Genomic DNA, 21,180 nt, shown 5'->3' on the forward strand with positions numbered 1-21,180 from the left:
CGAACGTACCGGTCAGGATTTTCTTGCGTGATTCAGCCAGTCAGCCACGACGGCCACGATGCGTTCTGCGGCATTGCCGTCCCAGTACTCCGGGATGCGCCCCTGTTTGCCCCCATGGTCCATGACCTCGCGGAAAGACTCCATCAGTCGTTGCGGATCATTGCCTACTAAAATATTGGTACCTTCATCGATCGTGATCGGCCGTTCCGTGTTCTCGCGCAGGGTGATGCAGGGCACCCCGAGGGCGGTGGTCTCCTCCTGCATACCGCCGGAGTCGGTGAGCACGACACGGGCATCCTTCATCAGTCCCAGCATCTCCAGATAGCCGGCCGGCGGCAGCACGGCGATCGGTGCCTCGCGCAGCGCAGACTCCAGCCCGAAACCTTGCAGACGGGCCTGGGTGCGGGGGTGCAGCGGGAATACCAGCGGGAGCTCCCGGGCGATGGTCACCAGGCTGTCGACCAGACGCTCCATCACCGGTGCATGATCGACGTTGGAGGGGCGGTGCAGGGTCAGCACGCCGTAGGCCCCGCTGTCGGAAAACGTATCGGCCTCCATCCCGGCCGCCCGCAGGGTCTCCTGCCACGGTACGGCACGGTCCAGGTTGTACAGCTGGGTATCGATCATCACGTTGCCGACAAAGTGCACCCGATCGGGGGCGATACCCTCGCGCGCCAGGTTGTCGCGGGCGTGGCGTTCGGTGATGAACAGCAGATCCGAGATCTGGTCGGTGAGCACCCGGTTCACCTCCTCCGGCATGCTGCGATCGAAGCTGCGCAACCCCGCCTCCACGTGGATGACCCCGACCCCCTTCTTGGCCGCCACCAGGGCACAGGCAATCGTGGAGTTCACATCGCCCACCACGAGAATGGCGCGAGGCTGCACACGGTCCAGCACGCCCTCGAAACGCATCATCACCTCGGCCGTTTGCACGGCATGCGAGCAGGAACCCACCTCGAGGTTGATATCGGGATACGGGATTTGCAGATCGGTAAAGAAGCGCTCGTTCATCGCCGGGTCGTAATGCTGCCCCGTGTGCACAAGCTGCGCCGGTATCTCGGCTTGCTGCAGGGCCCGCATCACCGGGCCGATCTTCATGAAGTTGGGGCGCGCGCCCACCACGCACAGGATGTCGCATTGCGAATCTGTAGACATATAGAGATCCCGTCGACCCCCCGACACGCCGGTTTGGCTGGGGCATTAGCGCCCAATGTAGTTCGAATTGAGGGAAATGGGCATAGGACGAAAGGACGAAATTTGTGCAGATTTTTCATCATTGTCCCGCCATCCATGTTGTGCCTAAGCTCGCAATACCGTGGCTGCCCAGGCGCAAAAGGCACTGACCTGGTGAGACGCCCTGCCACTCAACTCGCTGCACGGAAGAGCCCTCACTCATGCATGCACTCCCCTCATCGGAAGAGATTCGCCTCGGGGTTATCGGACTGGGTTATGTCGGGCTGCCGCTGGCGGTCGAGTTCGGCCGGGTCTGGCCGACCCTGGGATTCGACATCCAGCCCGGCCGCATCCAGGACCTGAAGAACGGCATCGACCGCACCCGCGAGGTCGAGCCGGAAGATCTCGCTGCCGCGACGCAGCTGGACTACACCACGGAACTCGGGGCGCTGCGCGCGTGCAATGTGTTCGTGGTGACCGTGCCGACGCCGATCGATGCCCACCGCCGACCGGACCTGCGCCCCCTGCTCGGGGCCACCCATACCGTGGGCCAGGTGCTCAAGCGCGGTGACGTGGTGATCTACGAGTCGACGGTCTATCCGGGGGCGACGGAGGAAGACTGCGTCCCGATCCTGGAACGGGAATCCGGGCTGACCCACAACGAGGATTTCTTCACCGGCTACAGCCCCGAGCGGATCAACCCCGGGGACAAGGCGCATCGGGTCACCTCCATCAAGAAGGTCACCTCGGGCTCGCTACCGGAGGTGGCGGACTTCGTCGACGCCCTGTATGCGCGCGTCATCACCGCCGGTACGCACAAGGCCGAGAGCATCCGTGTCGCCGAGGCCGCCAAGGTGATCGAGAACACCCAGCGCGACGTGAACATCGCCCTGATCAACGAGCTGGCGCTGCTGTTCGAGCGCCTGGGCCTCGATACGGAAGCGGTCCTGCAGGCCGCCGGGACCAAATGGAACTTCCTGCCGTTCCGGCCCGGCCTGGTGGGCGGGCACTGCATCGGGGTGGACCCGTACTACCTGACCCACAAGGCCCAGGCCGTCGGGCACCACCCGGAGATGATCCTGGCTGGGCGCCGCGTGAATGACGCGATGGGGGCGCACATCGCGGACGCGACCATCCGGGCGCTGGTGCGCAAGGGGATCAATCCGGTGGGGGCGCGCATCCTGCTGATGGGCCTGACCTTCAAGGAAAACTGCCCGGACCTGCGCAATACGCGCGTGATGGACATCTACCATACGCTGAGCGGGTACAACACGGAGGTCGTCGTGTTTGATCCCTGGGTCGACCCGGAGGAGGCCGAGCACGAATACGGCATCACCCCGATCACCGCGCCTCCCGAGGCGGACTCGTTTGACGCCATCATCGTGGCGGTGCCCCACCAGGCGTTCCTGGACATGGGAGTGGAGGCGATCCGTGCACTCGCGCACCCGCAAGCGGTCCTGTTCGATGTGAAATCGGTCTTCCCTCGCGAGGCCAGCGACCTGCGCCTGTGACCGCGCGGGCCGCTACCGGGCTGCCGGCCCGACGCCTTCGCGCCGCCCCGGATTGGCCTCGTAGCCGCCCGCGTAGGCCCCGAATCGGGGCTGACTGCGATCGCGGTCGTTGTAGTCGCGACCCAGACCGGGAGGTAGAGGACTTTGGAACTCGGGCAAACCTTCGTACCCCGGCATCCCTTCCAGCGGGAACAGATCGAGCTCCGCAAGCGGCCCGCGCGGGCGCACCAGGTAGGCCGAAGCCCGTTCGAAGCCGACCTCGTGGTTGATTTCCGTTTGCGCCGTGCGCGCGGCATCAATCGCGGGGTCGGCGAAGACCGCATTCCCGGCAATGACCTGTTCATAGCGCCGATCGCCGGGAACCAGTCGTATCCCGAACTCTCGTGCGACCACGGTGTTGTGGACGATCAGGACATCCTTCGGGATGTGGTTGTGCGGCTGCACGATCAGGGCACTGCCGGCATCGTTGAAAAACAGGTTGTTGTACAGGGCCAGACGGCCTTCGCCCTGAAAGAGGCGCTGGTGGGGGTTCTGGTAGAAGAGGTTGCCGTAGATCCAGTACCAGTCGTGCTGCCCGGGTCCTTCGGGCGGGAAGTGCCCTACCAGCAGGTTGGGCCGCGCGCGATGGCCGCTGCTCGCGCGCTCCGCCTTGCTGAACACATTGTGACGGATGATGGTGGCATGGGGTTCGGTCGGCATCCCCGCGCGCGGGGCTCGCGGACGCTGGTGCTTGATCTGCATGTTGTAGCCCAGGGTACGGCCAATGAAGTTGTGCTCGATCAGGCCCGCGACAAACGGCCCCGTACCATCCGGCCGACCGAGATACATGCCGGTGCCGACATCGCGAATGTCGTTGTGGCGGATGGTCCAGTTCCAGGCGGCGGCACGGGTGGTGATGCCGCTGTTGCCCTGCGAACGGTCGTAGCCGCGTATGGTCAGGTGCTCCAGCGTGATGTCGTGGGCGTATTCACTGTCGTGCTCGACCACGACCCCGGCAATGTTGTGCCCGCCCCCCTCCAGGGTCAGGTGCCGGATCACCAGGTGCGCGGCATTGATCAGGCGAATGGTATTGCTGCCCGAACGACCGCGGAGGATGGCCGGGTCTCCAGAATCCGGGCCGGTGATCACGATTGGCCGCTCGGCCGTCCCGCTAACGCCTCGCAGCACCAGCGGCTCCGGGTATTCGCCCGGGGCGAGCTGAAGATGATCGCCAGGGCGCAGCTGGCGCACGGCACGGCGCAATCCCTCCGGGTCGGTCTGCAGCACGCGGGTCGCGGCTGCGGGGGCCTCGGACGCCCCGCCCGGTCGTGGCATGTCGGCGCCCGCCGTCATCATGGCCAGCAGCATCACGCCCGCCAGCACCCATGCCCGGGACACAAGCGAGTGGAACATTGACCGCCCTGCCGTCATCACCGCACTCCCTGCCCGGGGCCTGCGAAACCAGCCCGCGCTCTGGCGATTGGAGGGGCCATACTCCGGTGTATGCCCCCTTGTCAGGTTAGACCATGTGCGAGCGCGGCAACCCATGACACGCAGACGCGAACCACTGGCCCTGTGGACCTGTGTCATCGGGGCGTGGCTGTCCCTGGGATTTGCCCTCTACCTGACGTTGCTGCCGTTCGAGTTCGGCGGGATGGGTCTGGAGGAGGCGTGGTCACTCTACCGCGACATGAGCCTGCAGGGACCCGGCGCCAGCGGGCGCGCCCAGTTCATGGCCAATGCCATGATGTTCATGCCGCTGGGCTTTTTCTGGATGGCCTGGCTCACCTATGGCCGCAGTCACCTTGTATGGCACCTGGGTGCCCTCGCGCTGGTCGCCCTTCTGGGGCTGGCGGCCACGGCAACGGTGGAGTTCCTGCAGATCTGGCTGCCCTATCGCTATCCGGCCGGGGCGGACATCGCGGGCAATTTCCTCGGTGCGGTGGTCGGGGCCCTGATGTGGTGGGGACTGCGCCGGCCGCTGCTGCGCTGGCGAGGCCAGCTCGCAGGCCCAAACCGTGTCACCGTGCCTGCCGTCCTGATCGCCTATGCGATCCTGTACGTCGCGATCGGCCTGGCCCCATTCGACCTGGTCCTGTCCACCGCCGAGTGGAGTCAGCGCCTCGACTCCGACACCTGGGGCCTGTGGGTCGCAGCCGGGGCCTGTACGTCCGGTCTTCGCTGTATCTCCGAGCTGGGCCTGACACTGGTAGCCAGTGTGCCCGTCGGGATCCTGCTCGCGTACGGACTCGGACGGCGCCCGTCCGCGAACGGGACCGTGCTGGTGACCCTGGCCGCGCTCCTGGCCATCCTGCTGGAGGCCCTGAATCTTGCCACGCTCTCGGGGATCGCGGAGGGCCGATCGGCCGTGCTGCGGGGCGCCGGATTTGCCACAGGCATGCTCCTGTACGAGTACCTCTCGCCGCCGCAGGTGATGCAGACCCTGCGGCGTGCCGCGATCCCGCTCCTGGTCGTTGCGACGCCACTCTACGGGGTCGCGCTGCTCGCCCTGAACCACGACCTGGGCCCCTACCAGTGGGACCGGGCGGCCATCTCGGCGCAATGGGCCCAGCTCAATCTCTGGCCGTTCTATTACCACTACTTCGTCGGCGAGACCGTGGCCCTGCGTAGTGCGGCACTGCATGTGGCCATGTACCTGCCGCTGGGCGCGCTGATATGGCTGGCGCAGATCCGGCGCCCGCTGCATCCGCGCCAGTTGCAGTGGCTGGCCGCCCTCGGCGGGCTGCTCGCGGCTCTGCTGATGGAAGGTGGCAAGCTGCTGGTCGTGGGGCTGCGGCCCGACCCGGCCAGTCTGGTCCTGGCCACATTGGCCGCCTGGGGCATGGCGACCGCGCTGCACTTCCTGACGCGCCTTGCTACCGAAGCCAGTACCACGAGCCACACCCGGGCCCGGCCACCCGGTTCGGCGCCAGTCACGGCCGAGCGGTCTACAGTCATCAGCGAACCATCCAGGCGGGAACACGAGCGTGACGAACTCCAGTTTTGAGCAGCGCTGGCGCCAGCGCTTTACCCAGCGGGGCAGCCAGTGCGACGACGACGCTGCAATCGCGGGCTGGACGCCCACCGGGCTGGCCAGCCGGGTGCGGCAGTTCCAGTCGCTCTGGCAGCAGGCCCGTCCCGAAGGGACGCGATGGCTCGATATCGGCTGCGGTGCCGGCACCTATACCCGGCTGCTGCAGGCCGAAGGGCGCAGCCCGATCGGGCTGGACTACTCCGCCCCGTCGTTGCACAAGGCGCGACAGCGCAGCCCCGCGTCGATCGACTGGCTGGCGGCGGATGTCCACCACCTGCCGTTCGCCGATGGCGAGTTCGATGGCGTGCTCTGTTTCGGGGTAATGCAGGCGCTGGCCGACTCACGCCCGGCACTCGCGGAGATGCATCGCGTGCTGCGCCCCGGCGGCGAGATCTGGGTGGATGCGCTGAACGCCAGGACCTGGCCCACCGTGCTGCAGGAACGCCGACGGGTCCGGGCCGGAAAGGCACCCCATTTGCGCTACGAGGCCACCGACTCGCTGCAGGCAGCCGCGCGGGCCGCCGGCCTGCAGCCTCTGGCGTGTTACTGGCTGCCCCTGGTTCCGGGCCGGCTGCACGGGCTCCAGGGCCCGGCCGAGAGCCGCTGGGCGAGGGCCCTTTGGCAGGCATCGCCGTGGATCGCGGAGCGGTTGTGTCACTCGTTCATCCTGCGTACACGCAAAGGGCAAATGTAAAAGGAGGTGACACTCCTTCATGCCACCGGGCGTGCCGGCATTGGCGAACGACCACAAGTGTCAGCGCCTTTTACAAATCACTTCTCAGAAAAGCCCACGCCGGACCCTTGGTATGAGAAAAAGCCTTCCAAACAGCCGATTACATCGTTGTTGATTTGGGGTATAGATATTGCTCTGTGTTTTGGTTGTCGCGGCGAATACGTGTGGCAATAAAAAATATCGCGACGGAATGCGAGGACCCGGGTAACCCGGACTAGTATCAAACCAGGAGTCTGGATTGTCCGCGTCTCCCTGGACGCGATACCGATCCAACCAACGCCCGGTCCCGAAAATTCTGGAGGGACACGATGGAACAAAACGACAACCAGGACTCAAGCCGGCGCCAGGAGGGGCTGGGTACACACGGCCACAATCGGCGGCGTCTGAGCCGGGCGATGCTCGGGGCCACCCCTCTGCTGATGACCCTGCATGCCTCGCCATTGAAGGCGGCCGGTGCGAACTGCATGCCCTCGGGCTGGGCGTCCGGCAATGTGTCGCGCCACGACGGGCCCCAGGACTGTGGCGGCCACTCCCCCGACTACTGGAGCGGGGGCTATGACCCGACGCACGCCAGTCTTTCACAGAATGTAAGTGGCCAGGGCCGTGGCGGCGGCGGTCAACTGTTCAACAGCGCCTCCTTCCACAGCCATCCGGAATGGCGGCTGGCGGTAGAGTCCGGCGTCCTGTTCGACTCGAACTACGGCTTCCCGGGCGTGAGCCGGGGCTTCCAGGAAGAGGAAGGGGACCTCACCATGATCGGGGCCGTCTCGGCTTCCGTATTCGTGCTGGATGTGCAAGGGGCAGCCGAACGCGAAGTGATCCGCTACGGCACCGCCGCACTGTTGAATGCCAAGTACACCAACGGGTACCCGCTCTCCGAACGCCTGGTCCGGGACATCGTCACCGACACCCTGGAGCATGGCCACTACGAGACCGATGGCGGCGACCGCCTGTACCCCGAGCAGGTGTATCGGTTCCTGGAGAACACGATGGGCCTCCCGAGCTGGGGGTCCGCCTGAGCCATTCATTCCGTAATGGCCGCCGTAATGGCCGGAACCCAGGGGGAACAATATGTCGCGCCGCAGGTGGCAACGGACTGACGGGCTGCAACAGCGCACCCTGGGGCAGGAGTGCGTGGTGTTTCACCCCGGGGCCGGTACCACCCACCTGCTGACACCCGCGGCCGCCGCACTGATGGGCGGTCTGGGCGAGGGCACGGCGATGGACGAGGCCGCCCTGGCGCGACACCTGGGCCTGTCGACGGAAGACGCGGAGGCCGAACTGGAGCGCTGGCTGTCGAGCCTGCAATCGGCTGATCTGATCCGGGAACGCCCCTGATGCGGATCGCGGATCTGGGACAGGCCCGGCTCCAGCGCAGCCTGACAGGCCGTGGCCTTTATCTGCGCACTGGCCCCTTCACCAGCCGCATCCAGAGCCCGATCGCCAGCGTGGCCCGGGGTATCGAGTCGCTGTACCGGGACTTCGAAGTAGCCGACCACTCGAGTTTCTACGACTTCCACTGCGAGCTGCGCGCACCGCGTTCCCACCGCCGCTTCTATCGGCCCCAGGTCCTGTTTCTCGCCGACCGTCGCAGCGTCTTCAAGCCCCTGGCCTACCACCAGGCCTATCCGATGCTCGAATGGGGACTGAACTGGTGCATCGCCAACCAGGTGCCGCATCGACTGGTGCTGCACGCGGCCGCCCTGGAACGCGACGGGAAGGCCCTGATCCTGCCCGCGCCGCCGGGCTCCGGGAAAAGCACCCTCTGCGCAGCCCTGGCCCATCACGGATGGCGCCTGCTGACGGACGAGTCCGTACTGGTGGACCTGGCCTCCAGTGAGGTTTCCGGACCCGCGCGGCCGGTCAGCCTGAAAAACGACTCGATCCGCGTAATCCGCGATGCCTGCCCCTCGGCGGTTCTCAGCACACCGATCGCGGACACGCTGAAGGGCGCCGTGGCACACATGCGCCCGCCGACGGATGCCGTGCGCCGCAGTCACGAGACCGCCCGGCCCGGGTGGATCGTGTTCCCGCACTACCAGCCAGGAGCCTCTACCCAGCTGAAACCGCGCACGGCGGGTTCCGGGTTCATGCAGCTGATCGCCAATGCCTTCAATTACGCCGCCCTCGGTGCACGAGGCTTTCACAGCGCCGGACGACTGGTCGAACAGTCCGCATGCTTCGACTTTTCCTACAGCCGTCTGGACGAGGCTATAGAGCAGTTCAACAGGCTGGCCGATGGACGCTGACACCGCACTGCGCCTGGCCCTGGCACGGCCGGAGAGCATGGCCGAGCGCACGACGGCCGAATGGGCCCCGCTACTAGCGGCCGCGCGCGAGAGCGCCCTGCTGGGTACGCTCTGGCACCTCGCGGACGACGCGGGCCTGGCGGACGGCCTGCCGGAACCGGTGGCCAGCCACCTCTGGGGCGCCGCCCTGATCGCCGAGCACCGCTCGCAGGCCCTGGCCTGGGAACTGCGCCGCCTGGACAACGGGCTGCTCTCGCGGATGAGTCCGGGTGTCGCGCTGAAAGGGGCGGCCTATCTGGCCGCCGGGCTGCCGAATGCACGTGGGCGGCTGGCCAACGACATCGACCTGCTCTTTCCCCGCAGCGAGGTCGAACGGGCCGAGAAGCTCCTGTTCTTCGAGGGCTGGTCGGGCACGCATCACAATGTCTACGACCAGCGCTACTACCGCGAGTGGATGCACGAACTGCCTCCACTGGTGCACCAGCACCGGGGTACCACGCTGGACCTGCACCACAACATCCTGCCGGAGACCTTCCGCGGCCATCCCGATCCCGCCCGCCTGCGGCAGCAAAGCGAGGCGCTCCCGGAACCCTTCCGCTTCCGGATCCTGTGTCCGGCGCATCTGGTACTCCACGCAATCGTGCACCTGTTCTCGGAGACGGAATGGGATCGGGGCCTGCGCGACCTCTACGACATCCATGTGCTGCTTGGCTATTTCGGCGCACGTGACGGCGACGCCTTCTGGGAACACTTCGTCGCGGAAGCCGAGGCCCTGAACATCGCCTGGATGGCGGAACGCGCGCTGTGGGCCACGAACCGACTACTGCTGACCGAGATCCCGCCCGAGCCCGTGAAACGGCTGGCCCGGGCACGCGCGGGCATTGCCCTGCGGGGACTTGGCCGTTGGGCGTTCGTGCACGGGCTGCACACGCGCGCCGGCTCGGTCACCCCGCGCCGCGATGCGGTCGCACGGGGCATGCTGTTTCTGCGTGGGCACTGGCTCAAGATGCCGGCCGGCCTTTTGGCGCGACACCTGTTCCACAAGGCCTTTCTCGCCGAGAAACCGGAGACGGCCACAGCCCAGCCGCAGCCGGAACAGCACGGTTAGGGAAACACTGATCAATCGCCCGCCCGCGAGCGGTACTGTTCCAGCAGGGGGCGAATACGGTCCGATGGGATGGCGTAGGTGATCCCGCTCGGATTGCGCACGGCCGCTTCCCGCCCGCCCTGGACATAGACCTGGTTGATTACTCCGATCACCTCGCCGGTGTCCTTGCGGTACAGGGGACTGCCGCTGTTGCCCGGGTAGGCCGTGGCATCCAGCTGGAAGACCATTGGCGGGGCATTGCGCAGGGCGCGTATGCGGCTGTCATCCAGCTCCGCGGCACGGCGCGCCGGGATCGCCATCGGGGTCATCGCCGAGATGCCCGCGCGATGCGTGGCCGGGTACAGCCCCAGGATCATGCCGATGGGGTAGCCGGTGAACGCGACCTCTTCTCCGACCCGCACCCGGCTGGAGTTGCCGAGTTGCAGCGCGGGAAGGGAGGGCGCGGCGATGCGCAACAGGACCAGGTCATCGCTCGCGGCACGGGCCACGACCTCGGCATGATGGATCGTGTTGTCCCGACCCTGGCCACTGACCACCACCAGCCTTTCGCGGTTGCCCTGGTCCAGACTCCCGGGCAGGACATGATCGTTGGTGACCACCAGACGGCCATCGTCGATCACAAAGCCGGTCCCGAGGTACTGGGCGCGCGGGCTGCGGGTGGGCTGATAGGTCGCGATACTCACCACCGAGGCCTTCACCCGCTCGGCCGTATCGGGCAGCGGATCGGCGAGCGCGGGGCCCGGCCCAACTACCAGGGCGAGCAGCGCAAGCGGTATCGCCATCCACAACAGGGCCCGCGGGCGCCGGTAACGAACGGGCCATCGAAGGCCCCCAAGAAGGTGTCCCCATCCCCACATGCCGCGCCCTCCAGCCCTGTTGCCAACCCTCTAGAGAATAGCGCGCAGAGCACGGCCCGACGGGCCTTCCGGGCATGCAATAACTCAGCCGTGCGGCGGCAAGAAGGAGGGCCAGACTCAGCCCCGACTAGGCGGTCAGTCGAAGACGACGGTCTTGTTGCCGTGGGTGAGGACGCGGCCCTCGAGGTGATAACGCAGGCCGCGGGCGGGGGCCCAGCGTTCCACGTCGCGGCCCACACCACTGGTGTCGTTCGGCGTGGGCCTTACCGGTTGCGGAAGGCTGATGCCGGCAAGCTGGAGTGGTCCGTCTGGTGCTGTCTCCCGTGCCAGGATTTCGATGGCACTGGCCCGGGGCGCCGGTGCCATAAGCGAAGCCAGGTCCGCACCGAGGATGTGCGCCCCGGCTTCCGCTTAGTCGAAGTCTTTGCGATCCAGCAGGCTGGCATGCTCCTCGAACAGACGATCACGATTGGCGGCATCCAGGTGCGTCTCCACAGGGAGCGTCCTTTACCGAGGAGGTCCCGTTCTCGGCAAGGATGAACGGGGTTGGCGGGTGTCGGAGCGCCAAGAGCGGTGCCACCACGGACGGAAAAAGTGATCCCGTTCAAAAGCGCTGAATAAGCCTTGGTTTTGTCGGTGCATTGACGCATGGCACTACGAGTACCATTTGGAGCCCGAACCAATATGCCGCAACCCAAGCGGTGCTGAAACGACAACTGAAAGGGACTTCGAATGCAGTACCGTTATGCCCTGCCCGTGCTGTGCGCAGGTCTGCTCGCCGCGTGTAATCCCTTCGATGATGACAAGGTCCACTTCCAGCCGGATGCCGGCGACGAGCGTACCTTCCAGGTGGTCCAGCTGGTCGAAGCCGACGTCGAGTCACCGTTCGGTAACCAGACTGAGCAGTTAACGACCGAGATGCTGGTGAGATACCGGGTCGAGGAAGGTGACGCCGGTCTGGTCATCCGCACGATCCCGCTCTACTTCATGGCCGGGGACGGCCGTGGCCCTCTGTTCAGTAGTGTTGAGGTGGGCTCCCGCGACCTGTCGGTGCTTGGGGACATCATGTCTGCAGGCTTCCTGGCGGATCTAGACCCCGAAGAAGGGCGAATGACCGGGTTCCGGGCCGCCGACGGTGAGCTCTGGGCCCAGTTCGAGGAGGAGCATCCCCATATCTCCGAGGTCATGGGTGATCTGGAGGAGCAGCTTGGGCAGCCCGGGCTCCTTACCGCCTTGCCGGCGGAGGAGGGTGCCGAACTCACCATGGACGGATGGGGCGAATGGCCTGAACTGGGCGTCACGGTTGCGGAGGTGTCCGACAGTCACGTCACCGTGTTGGTGGAGGCGGAGCGACAGGGTGACAGGGTCTTTGGCGTGATGGTGCTCGACCGGGAGACCGGATGGATGGAGCGCCTGTTCGCCGTGTCCGAGACGGACATGGAAGAGGACCGGTTCAGCGGACGTGTCAGGCAAAGCCTGGCCATGGTGCCGGAGGGCTGGGAGCATGACTTGCCAGGAATGTTTGAACTGGCCCGACACAATGCCGGCCTCGAGCCGGAGTTGGCAGAGCTATGGGAGCCTTATGGCGCTGCCACAGAGGACGCAGCGGCCAGTGCCGATGAAGTTTGGCCCTCCGATATCGGCGTGCTCGACCGCGACAACGGTCGCGAGCTTCAGCTGAAGCTCGAACACCTGATCAACCCGGAAAGCGTCCAGACGTTCGGTCAGATGCGGGTTTCCGGCCTGCGGTTGCTGGACAAGCACGGAGACGAGGTGGATCTGGCGGTTCATTCCTCGCCGCCGACGATGAAGTACGGGTTCGATGATTCTCGGCGAATGAGCACCGTGCATACCCTCCATCCGCTGGGCTGGCAGGATATGACCGACCGGCTTCAGGCGGTCGAGGCAATCCAGGCGGAGGCCGCCTGGCACCCGGTCACGGTACATGAAGTTGAAATAAGCCTTGATGACGAGGCCGAAACCCGCGAGGTCGAGACAGACGGAGCGCGGTTCAAGGTGACGGCCCTGGATGCCGCCGGCGAGTACCGGGTGGACTACTGGGGTGGGCCGGGGCAGCTCTATCCCTGGTGGATCAGCCCGGCTCCGGGTGCAAGAGGAATGCTGCTGAGGACCGAGCCCGATGCCTTGCCAGAATGGTTCGGGTTCGAGGAGGCTGTGATGCTGGATTCGATACGCCATGAATACCAGCGGGTCAGCTTCCATCTCGCCTTCGACGAACCGCCGGAGCAGCTGACCTTGCCCGTTTACAGCCATGCGGATGAGCCGGCCTTCACCCGTTCGCTGCGTTACATGACCCGGGAGCAGCGCCTGGCAGACCTGGATGTCCCACCCCCCGGCTCCAGGCCTCTCTTCCACCAGACCGAAGAGGACTTCGGTTCGGCAGACGGGCGGCTGTCGGACCCGGGCGGTGAGCCGGTGCCTTTCGGAGAAGAAAGCAATCAGCTGCATGTGGTGCTCAGCGGCGATCAGCAGCTCCGTTGTCGGCTCACCGTGGAGAACGATGCGCAGGTTCAGGGACGCGCCCTGGTCTGGACGCCGGAGAGGAGCACCTGGTGGTCCGGTGATGAGGGCGTGCAGTTGCCGCACAGGCAGCGTTACACCCTGCGCACCGAAGATGGACATCACCAGTACTTCTACGACCTGGAGGTCGAGTCGCGGTTGCGTTGCCGCGGCGGCGACGAATGGGTGCCTGTCCGGCACGCTCTGGATGACCGCCCCTGGATGGTGGACCTGCGCGCGCTTCTTGGTGACGAGTTCGATGAGGATCTCGCCATGCGCACACTCCTCACCGATTACCGTTTCCTGGACGCCCAGGGGGAGGCCCTAGGGGTGTTGCCCAATGGCCGGGAAGAGCTGGCAGGCGGATTGGCAGAGGCCAGCCTGTCAGCCTACCTGGAGGAGGAGCATTACATCAGGGTGATGGGAGAGGCCGTGGGTGTCGAACAGCGCGTGGCCCGCGATGAAACCCTCGACCGTCGTTGGACCAGCGAGCTGCCGCCGCTTCCGTGAACAAGCAGGCGAAGGGAACCCTGATCATGAAACATGGCATCCAAACCCGGCTGGGCGCCGTCCTGCTTGCCGCCGTCCTTCTTGCCGGTGCCCCGTCCCTCGCCGTTGCCGATGACCAGCCCGCAGCTCAAAACGAGGGTCACCACCATGAGGCCGAGCGCCTGCCCCAGAGCCATTATCAGGCGAGAGACAGGGAGGGCAAGCACCAGCGTTTCCATGACAATGGCGTACTCGCCGAGGAGGGGCAGTACGAGGCGGACCAACGTGTAGGTGAGTGGCGAAGCTATAACGAAGACGGTGACAAGGTGGCCTTCCGGCTTTACGACCAGGGCCGTCTTGTGGTGGAGCGCCGTTATGACGATAGCGGTGAATTGACCCGTAAGGTGGAACCCTGGGATACGCCCCATGGCCCGGGCAGCCGCATTCGCCGGTTTAGCGAGCAGGAACTGGTGGAAGAGGTGATCGAGACCTACACCGGCAACTGGGCTTCGATCAGGCTGTTCGATGGCGAAGGAGCCGTTAAAACCCGGGGAGAGCGGCTGGACGGACAGCGGGTGGGGACCTGGCAGAAGCCGAAAGAAGGGGGCGTGTTGACCCGCCGCTACGACGATCAGGGGCATCGGCATGGCCAGTGGGTTCTCGAAAGCAAATCGGGCGAACGCCTGCAGTGGGGGGCCTACGATCGCGGTGTTTCGGTGGGCGAGTGGCGCTACAGAGACGGTTGGGCCCAGGAACTTGGCGAGGGTCGGTTTGATGATGCGGGTAACCGGGTTGGTGAATGGCGGGTCTTGAACGAGCACGGTTACGTTCGGCGAAAAGAGTCCTATCGGGAGGGTCGCATTGAGGGTCGGCGGTATCACTTCCGTGACGATGGCAGCCTGGAGCGATATGCGGACTACTCGGGCGGCGAGCAGGTCGGGCCATACACCCACTTCGAACCGGGTGATCGCGATGGCCGTAAGGGCTACTGGTGATCATCCTGGCCGAAGGTCAGTGCTCAGTGGCAATAGCGACCGATGCTGTCGGAATTGAAACAGTCTTCTTTCGATCCATAATGCTATGAGCATTGAGCCGCATTTCGCCGAGCCGGCCGGCGGGGCTCTCTTTTGCAGCGCTTCAATTTGACTATACGCGGGGGCAAGTAGACCACCTTCATGGCCGGTTTACCTCGCGACCAAGGGCGGTTCTCATTTGCTGTTAAGGAGGTGCACCGGTTGATCGGTTCCGATGTGCCCCGGGCCGGGACACCCAGTTGCGTAACGAACCGACCCTGACGGCGGGCGCCGAGCAGATCGGGCGCTTTTGGGAGATGCGCCGCCAACGTTGAACGCGATCGCCGCACCCGCGAAGCGCCGCTGAATGCCGGCTGGGGGATCCTCTTGCTCTGGGAGTGCGGGCTCAAGGGCCGGACAGTCGAGCACGACCTTCAGTGGGTTGCCGGACTGGATACGGCTTGCCGGGCGCTATTGTGCATGACCAGCCTCCGCGCGGGACGCCGGCGACCATGCTTCCAGGCCCTCCGGCCCGGCTCCCTGATGAGCATGGTGCCAAGTTTTGCAGTGCTTCCGGGCCGTTTCGGTCGGTGGGAAGGCCCGCACGGCTTCCGGCCGCGCGCGAGGTTTCCACCCGGCGTCGCGCCGGGGGCGCTGCGGTGCAGAGGACGGCGTTGGGTCTGTTCAATCTTCGTGAACAAGCCGCTGGATTGAACAGCCGGATACCGGCACAGGAAGGGTCCGGCCGGCGGTCGTCAGTCGAAGACGACGGTCTTGTTGCCGTGGGTGAGGACGCGGCCCTCGAGGTGATAACGCAGGCCGCGCGCGAGGACCCAGCGTTCGACGTCGCGTCCCTTGCGGATCAGATCCTGCACACCGTCGTCGTGGCGGATGCGGGTGACGTCCTGCTCGATGATGGGGCCGGCGTCCAGCTCGTCGGTCACATAGTGGCAGGTCGCGCCGATCAGCTTGACCCCGCGGGCGAAGGCCTGGTGATAGGGGCGGGCGCCGACGAACGAGGGCAGGAAGCTGTGGTGGATGTTGAGGATGCGCTCGGGGTATTCCGCGCACAGTCCCGGCGGGAGGATCTGCATATAGCGGGCGAGCACGATGGTCTCCGGTGCCAGGGCCGCCAGGCGTTCCTGGAGCGTAGCGAAGGCGGCCTCGCGATCGACCTTCGGCACCGGGATGTGCTCGAACGGGATGCCGTGGCAGGTGGCCAGCGGCTCCAGGTCGCGGTGGTTGGAGAGGATCCCGGGGATCTCCATCGCCAGCTCACCCGCGCTCCAGCGCGCGAGCAGGTCACTCAGGCAATGCGGCTCGCGCGAGGCCAGCAGCACGACCCGTGGGCGCGTGTCGGCGTTGTTCAGCCACCAGTCCATGCGCAGCTCGGGTGCCAGGGAGGCCAGCCGCTGCTCGAGCAGGGCCTCGCCTTCGGCCGGCAGCGAGAATACCCAGCGCATGAAGAACCAGCCCGCCTCGTCGTCGGTGTGCTGCGCAGCCTCGGTGATCCAGCCATCGGTATCGGCAATGGCCGCCGCGATGCGCGAGACGATCCCGTGCTGGTCAGGACAGCGAATGCTGAGGCGAAAGCGGGGGCGTTCCATTATGCGTGTCTCGGGATCACGAAGGGTAGCGGGGTGCAGCGCCGAGCATAGCCGATCCGGCACTGGGACCCCATGCGGAAATCGCCACGGCGCGGCACGCCCCGCGATAACGGTCCCGGGTCAGGCGGATTCGCGGCGCAGGGCGGAGGGAATGGAGAAGGTGACGGTCTCCTCGCGACCGGACAGCTCGGAGACCGCCTCGACCCCTTGGGTACGCAGGAAGTCCAGCACCTCGTTGACCAGGACCTCGGGGGCGGAGGCGCCGGCGGTCACGCCGATACGCTGCTTGCCCTGAAGCCAGTCGGTGTCGATGTCCGACGCGCCGTCGACCAGATAGGATTCGATGCCGAGGCGGGCACCGATTTCGGCCAGGCGATTGGAGTTCGAGCTGTTCTTCGAGCCGACGACCAGCAGCAGGTCGCACTGTTTCGCCAGATCCTTCACGGCGTCCTGGCGATTCTGGGTCGCGTAGCAGATGTCCATCTTGCGCGGCCCCTCGATCTTCGGGAAGCGCGCGGTCAGGGCGTCGATGATCTCGGCGGTATCGTCCATCGACAACGTGGTCTGGCTGACGAAGGCCAGGCGTTCGGGGTTGGCGACCTCGAGGCTGGCGACATCCTTGACGGTCTCGACCAGCATCATGCGCCCGCCCTGGGAGTCATCGAACTGGCCGAGCGTCCCCTCGACCTCGGGGTGGCCGGCGTGGCCGATCAGCACCACTTCTCGACCCTCGCGGGCATAGCGCGCCACCTCGAGGTGGACCTTGGTCACCAGCGGGCAGGTCGCGTCGAACACCGTCAGGCCGCGGTTTTCCGCCTCCTGCTGCACGCGCTTGGGCACGCCGTGGGCGGAGAAAATCACCACCTGGCCGTCAGGGACCTCGTCCAGCTCCTCGACGAACTTCACGCCGGCCCCTTCCAGGCGCCCGACCACATGGCGGTTGTGCACCACCTCGTGACGGACATAGAGCGGGGCGCCGTAGATCTCCAGCGCGCGTTCGACGATCTCGATGGCGCGCTCGACCCCGGCGCAGAAACCGCGCGGATTGGCGAGCTGGACCTGCATACTCATAGTGGCTCCCGCGAACTATTGAGGTTCGCTAACCGATACCACATCCACCTCGAAGGTGAACGACTGCCCGGCCAGGGGGTGATTGAAGTCCACGGTGACGCTCTCGTCGCCGACCTCTTCGATGCGGCCCGGGACCGCATCCCCCGACGGGCTGGTGAATTCGTAAATGTAGTCTTTCTGCAGCGGCATGTCCGCCGGAAACTGTGAACGGGGCATCGTCTGCACCGCCGCATTGTCCCGCAACGGGAACATGGCCCCGGCCTCGATCGCAAATTCCCGGTGATCGCCAGGCTCCAGACCCACCAGCAGGTCCTCCAGCCCCGGCAGGATCTCGCCCGCCCCGACCTCGAGGCGGATGGTCTCTTCGTCGGTGCCATCCACGACAAAGCCGCTGTCCAGGATCAGGCGGTAGTGCATCTCCACCGTCGCGCCCTTGGTTACCGTTGTCATGCCTTACCCCCGCGAATCCGTCGGCGAGCCGCTGTGGTCGCCTTCAATAAAAGTTGCCACGATCAGAGTGATCGCGCCGACGACGATGGCCATATCGGCCACATTGAACGCCGGCCAGTGATAACCGGCCCAGTGGAAATCGAGAAAATCAATCACCCGGCCATGGGCGATGCGATCGATCAGGTTGCCGACCGCGCCGCCCAGCACCAGCCCCAGGGCGGTGACCGACCAGCGCGCCTGGCGCGGCAGCCGTGCCAGCCACCAGAGGATCAGCAACCCGATCACGACCGCCACGCCGGACAGGAACCAGCGCCCCCAGTCCCCTGCACCGGCCAGGAAACTGAACGCAGCGCCCGGGTTATAGACCAGGGAGAGATTGAAAAACGAGGTCACCTCGACCGGCGCGTACAGGGTCAGGGCATTCTCCGCCCACCACTTGGTGACCTGGTCCAGCAGCGCAACCACGACCGCAATCAACAGCCCCGGTCGCAGACCCGATTGCGCCAGCCCCATCAGGCGAAGCGCCGGGTCTCGCCCGGGCCCTCCACATTGGTTACACAGCGCCCGCACAACTCGGGGTGGGCGTCATGCTGGCCGACGTCCGGCCGGCGGTGCCAGCAGCGTACGCACTTGGCGTGTTCGCTCTTGTGGACGACCACGCCAATCGCGGTGCCATCCTCCAGCTCGGCGGTATGCGCCCCCTCGGGGGCGGCTCCGTCCACCAGCCGGGCCTCGGAGGTGATCAGCACAAAGCGCAGTTCGTCCTCCAGACGCGCGAGGCGCCCATGGGCGGCGGAACCCGCCGGCAGGTAGACCTCGATCGCGGCATTCAGCGAGGCCCCGATGCCGTGCTCGTTGCGCGCAATCTCCAGCGCGCGGGCGACATGCGTGCGCACCTCGAGGATGCCGTCCCAGTCCGCGCTGGAGAACTCGGCACCCTCTGGCAACGGGGCGAGGCCCTCGTACCAGGTGGCGAACAGCACGCTGTCCGGACGCTCGCCCGGCAGCAGCTGCCAGATCTCCTCGGCGGTGAAGGTGAGGATCGGGGCGACCCAGCGGGTCAGGGCCTCGGCCACGTGGTACAGCGCGGTCTGCGCGGAGCGCCGCGCGCGCGAGTCCGCCTGCGTGGTGTACTGGCGGTCCTTGATCACGTCCAGGTAGAACGACCCCAGCTCCACCGAGCAGAAGTTGTGCACGCGCTGGTAGATCTGGTGGAACAGGTAGTCGTCGTAGGCCTTCGTCACCTGCTCCTGCACCTGCAGGGCCCGCGCGACGATCCAGCGATCCAGCGGCAGTAGCTCGTCCAGCTCCAGCGCATGCTCGGCGGGATCGAAGCCGTTCAGGTTGCCCAGCAGGAAGCGCGTGGTGTTGCGGATACGGCGGTAGGCGTCGGCCGTGCGGTCGAGGATGTCCTTGGAGATCGCCATCTCGCCGGAGAAGTCGGTCGCGGCGACCCACAAGCGCAGGATGTCCGCGCCCAGGGTGGAGACGACCTCCTGCGGCGCGACCACATTGCCGCGCGACTTGGACATCTTCTCGCCCTTCTCGTCCACGGTGAAGCCGTGGGTGAGCACTGCCCGGTACGGGGCCTCGCCACGCATCGCGACACTGGTCAGCAGGCTCGACTGGAACCAGCCGCGGTGCTGATCCGAGCCCTCCAGGAACAGGTCCACCGGCAACCCGCCCAGTTCCGGGCGCTTCTCCACCACCGTGCTGTGCAGCACACCGGAGTCGAACCAGACATCCAGGGTGTCGTTCAGCTTGATGTAGTCATCGGCCTTGTCGCCCAGGAGCTCCTTCGGATCGAGCTGGAACCAGGCCTCGATACCCGCCTGTTCGATGCGCTGCGCCACCATCTCGATCAGTTCCGGGGTGTGCGGGTGGAGCCGTCCGGTCTCGCGGTGAACGAAAAACGGGATCGGCACACCCCAGTTGCGCTGGCGCGAGATGCACCAGTCCGGACGGTTCACCACCATGCCGTGGATGCGGGCCTCGCCCCAGTTCGGCATCCATCGGGTCTCGGCGATCGCCTTCAGCGCGTCCGCGCGCAGCTCGGCGCGCTCCATGCTGATGAACCACTGCGGGGTGGCACGAAAGATGATCGGCGTCTTGTGCCGCCAGCAATGCGGATAGCTGTGCTCGAACTTCACCGCCACGACCAGCGCGCCGTGCTCTTTCAGCACGTCAATCACATGGCCGTTCGCCTGGTGCACGTTCTCGCCGGCGAACAGCGGGGTATCCGGCAGGAAGCGGCCATCCGGACCGACCGGGTTGTGCACGGGCAGGCTGTACTTCAGGCCGACCGCGTAGTCCTCCTGGCCGTGTCCGGGGGCGGTGTGCACCGCGCCCGTACCCGTCTCGGTGGTTACGTGGTCACCCAGGATCAGCGGCACTTCGCGCTCCAGGAACGGGTGCTGCAGCATCAGGCCCTCCAGGGCCTGACCCTTGACCCGCGCGACCACGGCCCCCTCGCCCAGCGAGTAGCGCGCCAGGCAGTCCTCGACCAGGGCCTCGGCCAGCAACAGGCGCTCGTTGTCCAGCTGTACCAGCGCGTAGTCCAGCTCCGGGTGCAGGGCCACGGCCTGGTTGGCCGGCAGCGTCCAGGGCGTGGTGGTCCAGATGACCACGCTGATCGGGCCGCGCGAGTCCTTGGCCCCCTCGAAGCGGCGCAGGAAGTCGATGTCGTCGACCACGCGGAAGCGCACATCGATCGCCTGCGAGATCTTGTCCTCGTACTCCACCTCGGCCTCGGCCAGGGCCGAGCCGCAGTCCACGCACCAGTGCACCGGCTTCTCGCCCATCTGCACATGGCCGCGCTTGAAGATGCGACCCAGCGCGCGGACGGTGTCCGCCTCGACCTGGTAATCCATCGTCAGGTAGGGATGGTCCCAGTCGCCCAGCACGCCGAGGCGCTGGAAGTCCGTGCTCTGGCCGTCGACCTGCTCCTGCGCATACTCGCGGCAGGCCTTGCGGAAGGTCGCGGCGTCCACGTCGCGGCCGGCCTTGCCCAGATTCTGCTCGACCTTCAGCTCGATCGGCAGGCCGTGGCAGTCCCAGCCCGGCACGTAGGGGGCGTCGAAGCCCGACAGGGTGCGGCTCTTGACGATAATGTCCTTGAGGACCTTGTTGACCGCGTGACCGACATGGATCGAACCGTTCGCATAGGGCGGGCCATCGGCCAGCACGAAGCGGGGGCGCCCGGCGCAGTGCTCGCGCAGACGGTGGTAGCGATCCTCCGCCTTCCACGCCTCCAGCCACTCCGGCTCGCGCTGGGCGAGGCCGGCGCGCATCGGAAAGGCGGTCTCGGGCAGGTTGAGGGTGTCCTTGTAGGGATTCGGCGGTGCCGGTTTGCGTGCCATGATGTTTTCCGGATCGGCCCTGCGGGC

The 21,180-nt window shown here is 66.1% G+C and carries 17 protein-coding genes and 1 pseudogene; 9 read left to right on the top strand and 9 right to left on the bottom strand.

Features of this window, described 5'->3' with window-relative positions:
* Positions 1–12: 12 nt before the first annotated feature.
* The gene (gene wecB / locus F468_RS0100450; protein WP_018139533.1) at positions 13–1,155 is read right to left on the bottom strand and encodes a non-hydrolyzing UDP-N-acetylglucosamine 2-epimerase; all 1,143 of its coding nucleotides are present in this window, start codon (positions 1,153–1,155) and stop codon (positions 13–15) included.
* A 239-nt stretch (positions 1,156–1,394) separates the two neighbouring features.
* On the opposite strand from wecB, the gene tviB reads away from it, so the two are divergent.
* Entirely contained in the window at positions 1,395–2,684 is a 1,290-nt protein-coding gene (gene tviB, locus F468_RS0100455; RefSeq protein WP_018139534.1) for a Vi polysaccharide biosynthesis UDP-N-acetylglucosamine C-6 dehydrogenase TviB, read from the top strand.
* A gap of 12 nt (positions 2,685–2,696) precedes the next feature.
* Here tviB and F468_RS0100460 read toward each other — a convergent pair whose 3' ends face one another.
* Entirely contained in the window at positions 2,697–4,076 is a 1,380-nt protein-coding gene (locus F468_RS0100460; RefSeq protein ID WP_018994414.1) for a hypothetical protein, read from the bottom strand.
* Between the two features lie 133 nt (positions 4,077–4,209).
* Here F468_RS0100460 and F468_RS0100465 point away from each other — a divergent pair, with 133 nt between their 5' ends.
* From F468_RS0100465 to F468_RS0100490, 6 genes are all read left to right on the top strand, one after another.
* The gene (locus F468_RS0100465; RefSeq protein WP_018139536.1) at positions 4,210–5,670 is read left to right on the top strand and encodes a VanZ family protein; all 1,461 of its coding nucleotides are present in this window, start codon (positions 4,210–4,212) and stop codon (positions 5,668–5,670) included.
* Positions 5,651–6,391, top strand: a complete 741-nt coding sequence (locus F468_RS0100470) for a class I SAM-dependent methyltransferase (protein ID WP_018139537.1) — start codon at positions 5,651–5,653, stop codon at positions 6,389–6,391. Before F468_RS0100465 ends, F468_RS0100470 begins: the two co-directional genes overlap by 20 nt.
* Before the next feature lie 347 nt (positions 6,392–6,738).
* Entirely contained in the window at positions 6,739–7,449 is a 711-nt protein-coding gene (locus F468_RS0100475; protein WP_018994415.1) for a hypothetical protein, read from the top strand.
* A 52-nt stretch (positions 7,450–7,501) separates the two neighbouring features.
* A complete protein-coding gene (locus tag F468_RS0100480) occupies positions 7,502–7,768 on the top strand; it encodes an HPr-rel-A system PqqD family peptide chaperone (protein ID WP_026296394.1) in 267 nt (88 codons plus the stop codon).
* Complete coding sequence (locus F468_RS0100485) at positions 7,768–8,679, top strand: HprK-related kinase A (RefSeq protein ID WP_018994416.1); 912 nt, start codon at positions 7,768–7,770, stop codon at positions 8,677–8,679. Before F468_RS0100480 ends, F468_RS0100485 begins: the two co-directional genes overlap by 1 nt.
* Positions 8,669–9,787, top strand: a complete 1,119-nt coding sequence (locus tag F468_RS0100490) for a nucleotidyltransferase family protein (RefSeq protein WP_018994417.1) — start codon at positions 8,669–8,671, stop codon at positions 9,785–9,787. Before F468_RS0100485 ends, F468_RS0100490 begins: the two co-directional genes overlap by 11 nt.
* Positions 9,788–9,798: 11 nt before the next feature.
* Here F468_RS0100490 and F468_RS0100495 read toward each other — a convergent pair whose 3' ends face one another.
* Positions 9,799–10,569 (bottom strand): S1C family serine protease, encoded by a 771-nt coding sequence (locus F468_RS0100495; protein ID WP_018139542.1) that lies wholly within the window; start codon positions 10,567–10,569, stop codon positions 9,799–9,801.
* Positions 10,570–10,779: 210 nt separating this feature from the next.
* Positions 10,780–10,878: pseudogene (locus tag F468_RS14480) on the bottom strand (formyltetrahydrofolate deformylase); the annotation flags it as partial.
* A 498-nt stretch (positions 10,879–11,376) separates the two neighbouring features.
* On the opposite strand from F468_RS14480, the gene F468_RS0100510 reads away from it, so the two are divergent.
* Positions 11,377–13,674, top strand: a complete 2,298-nt coding sequence (locus F468_RS0100510; RefSeq protein WP_018994418.1) for a hypothetical protein — start codon at positions 11,377–11,379, stop codon at positions 13,672–13,674.
* Positions 13,671–14,648: a toxin-antitoxin system YwqK family antitoxin gene (locus F468_RS0100515; RefSeq protein ID WP_018994419.1), complete on the top strand. Its 978-nt coding sequence runs from the start codon at positions 13,671–13,673 to the stop codon at positions 14,646–14,648. Before F468_RS0100510 ends, F468_RS0100515 begins: the two co-directional genes overlap by 4 nt.
* Positions 14,649–15,421: 773 nt before the next feature.
* On the opposite strand, the gene purU is transcribed toward F468_RS0100515, so the two are convergent.
* From purU to ileS, 5 genes are all read right to left on the bottom strand, one after another.
* Positions 15,422–16,276, bottom strand: coding sequence for a formyltetrahydrofolate deformylase (gene purU / locus F468_RS0100520; protein WP_026296473.1), 855 nt, complete (start codon positions 16,274–16,276; stop codon positions 15,422–15,424).
* 117 nt (positions 16,277–16,393) lie between these two features.
* The gene (gene ispH, locus F468_RS0100525) at positions 16,394–17,344 is read right to left on the bottom strand and encodes a 4-hydroxy-3-methylbut-2-enyl diphosphate reductase (RefSeq protein ID WP_026296474.1); all 951 of its coding nucleotides are present in this window, start codon (positions 17,342–17,344) and stop codon (positions 16,394–16,396) included.
* 15 nt (positions 17,345–17,359) lie between these two features.
* Positions 17,360–17,794, bottom strand: a complete 435-nt coding sequence (locus F468_RS0100530) for a peptidylprolyl isomerase (RefSeq protein WP_018139548.1) — start codon at positions 17,792–17,794, stop codon at positions 17,360–17,362.
* A 3-nt stretch (positions 17,795–17,797) separates the two neighbouring features.
* Positions 17,798–18,307 (bottom strand): signal peptidase II, encoded by a 510-nt coding sequence (gene lspA / locus F468_RS0100535; RefSeq protein WP_018139549.1) that lies wholly within the window; start codon positions 18,305–18,307, stop codon positions 17,798–17,800.
* A complete protein-coding gene (gene ileS / locus F468_RS0100540; protein ID WP_018139550.1) occupies positions 18,307–21,153 on the bottom strand; it encodes an isoleucine--tRNA ligase in 2,847 nt (948 codons plus the stop codon). The genes lspA and ileS overlap by 1 nt, the downstream gene beginning before the upstream one ends.
* Positions 21,154–21,180 lie beyond the last annotated feature (27 nt).

This window comes from Thioalkalivibrio sp. ALJ2 (genome assembly GCF_000378325.1).
GTDB lineage: Bacteria > Pseudomonadota > Gammaproteobacteria > Ectothiorhodospirales > Ectothiorhodospiraceae > Thioalkalivibrio.

Bases quoted from the DNA above. Each gene is read 5' to 3' on its own strand.
- wecB (WP_018139533.1), bottom strand. From the start codon at position 1,155: ATGTCTACAGATTCGCAATGCGACATCCTGTGCGTGGTGGGCGCGCGC.
- F468_RS0100485 (WP_018994416.1), top strand. From the start codon at position 7,768: ATGCGGATCGCGGATCTGGGACAGGCCCGGCTCCAGCGCAGCCTGACA.
- F468_RS0100465 (WP_018139536.1), top strand. From the start codon at position 4,210: ATGACACGCAGACGCGAACCACTGGCCCTGTGGACCTGTGTCATCGGG.
- ispH (WP_026296474.1), bottom strand. From the start codon at position 17,344: ATGAGTATGCAGGTCCAGCTCGCCAATCCGCGCGGTTTCTGCGCCGGG.
- lspA (WP_018139549.1), bottom strand. From the start codon at position 18,307: ATGGGGCTGGCGCAATCGGGTCTGCGACCGGGGCTGTTGATTGCGGTC.
- F468_RS0100460 (WP_018994414.1), bottom strand. From the start codon at position 4,076: ATGTTCCACTCGCTTGTGTCCCGGGCATGGGTGCTGGCGGGCGTGATG.
- tviB (WP_018139534.1), top strand. From the start codon at position 1,395: ATGCATGCACTCCCCTCATCGGAAGAGATTCGCCTCGGGGTTATCGGA.
- F468_RS0100510 (WP_018994418.1), top strand. From the start codon at position 11,377: ATGCAGTACCGTTATGCCCTGCCCGTGCTGTGCGCAGGTCTGCTCGCC.
- ileS (WP_018139550.1), bottom strand. From the start codon at position 21,153: ATGGCACGCAAACCGGCACCGCCGAATCCCTACAAGGACACCCTCAAC.
- F468_RS0100475 (WP_018994415.1), top strand. From the start codon at position 6,739: ATGGAACAAAACGACAACCAGGACTCAAGCCGGCGCCAGGAGGGGCTG.
- F468_RS0100490 (WP_018994417.1), top strand. From the start codon at position 8,669: ATGGACGCTGACACCGCACTGCGCCTGGCCCTGGCACGGCCGGAGAGC.
- F468_RS0100495 (WP_018139542.1), bottom strand. From the start codon at position 10,569: ATGGCGATACCGCTTGCGCTGCTCGCCCTGGTAGTTGGGCCGGGCCCC.
- F468_RS0100530 (WP_018139548.1), bottom strand. From the start codon at position 17,794: ATGACAACGGTAACCAAGGGCGCGACGGTGGAGATGCACTACCGCCTG.
- F468_RS0100480 (WP_026296394.1), top strand. From the start codon at position 7,502: ATGTCGCGCCGCAGGTGGCAACGGACTGACGGGCTGCAACAGCGCACC.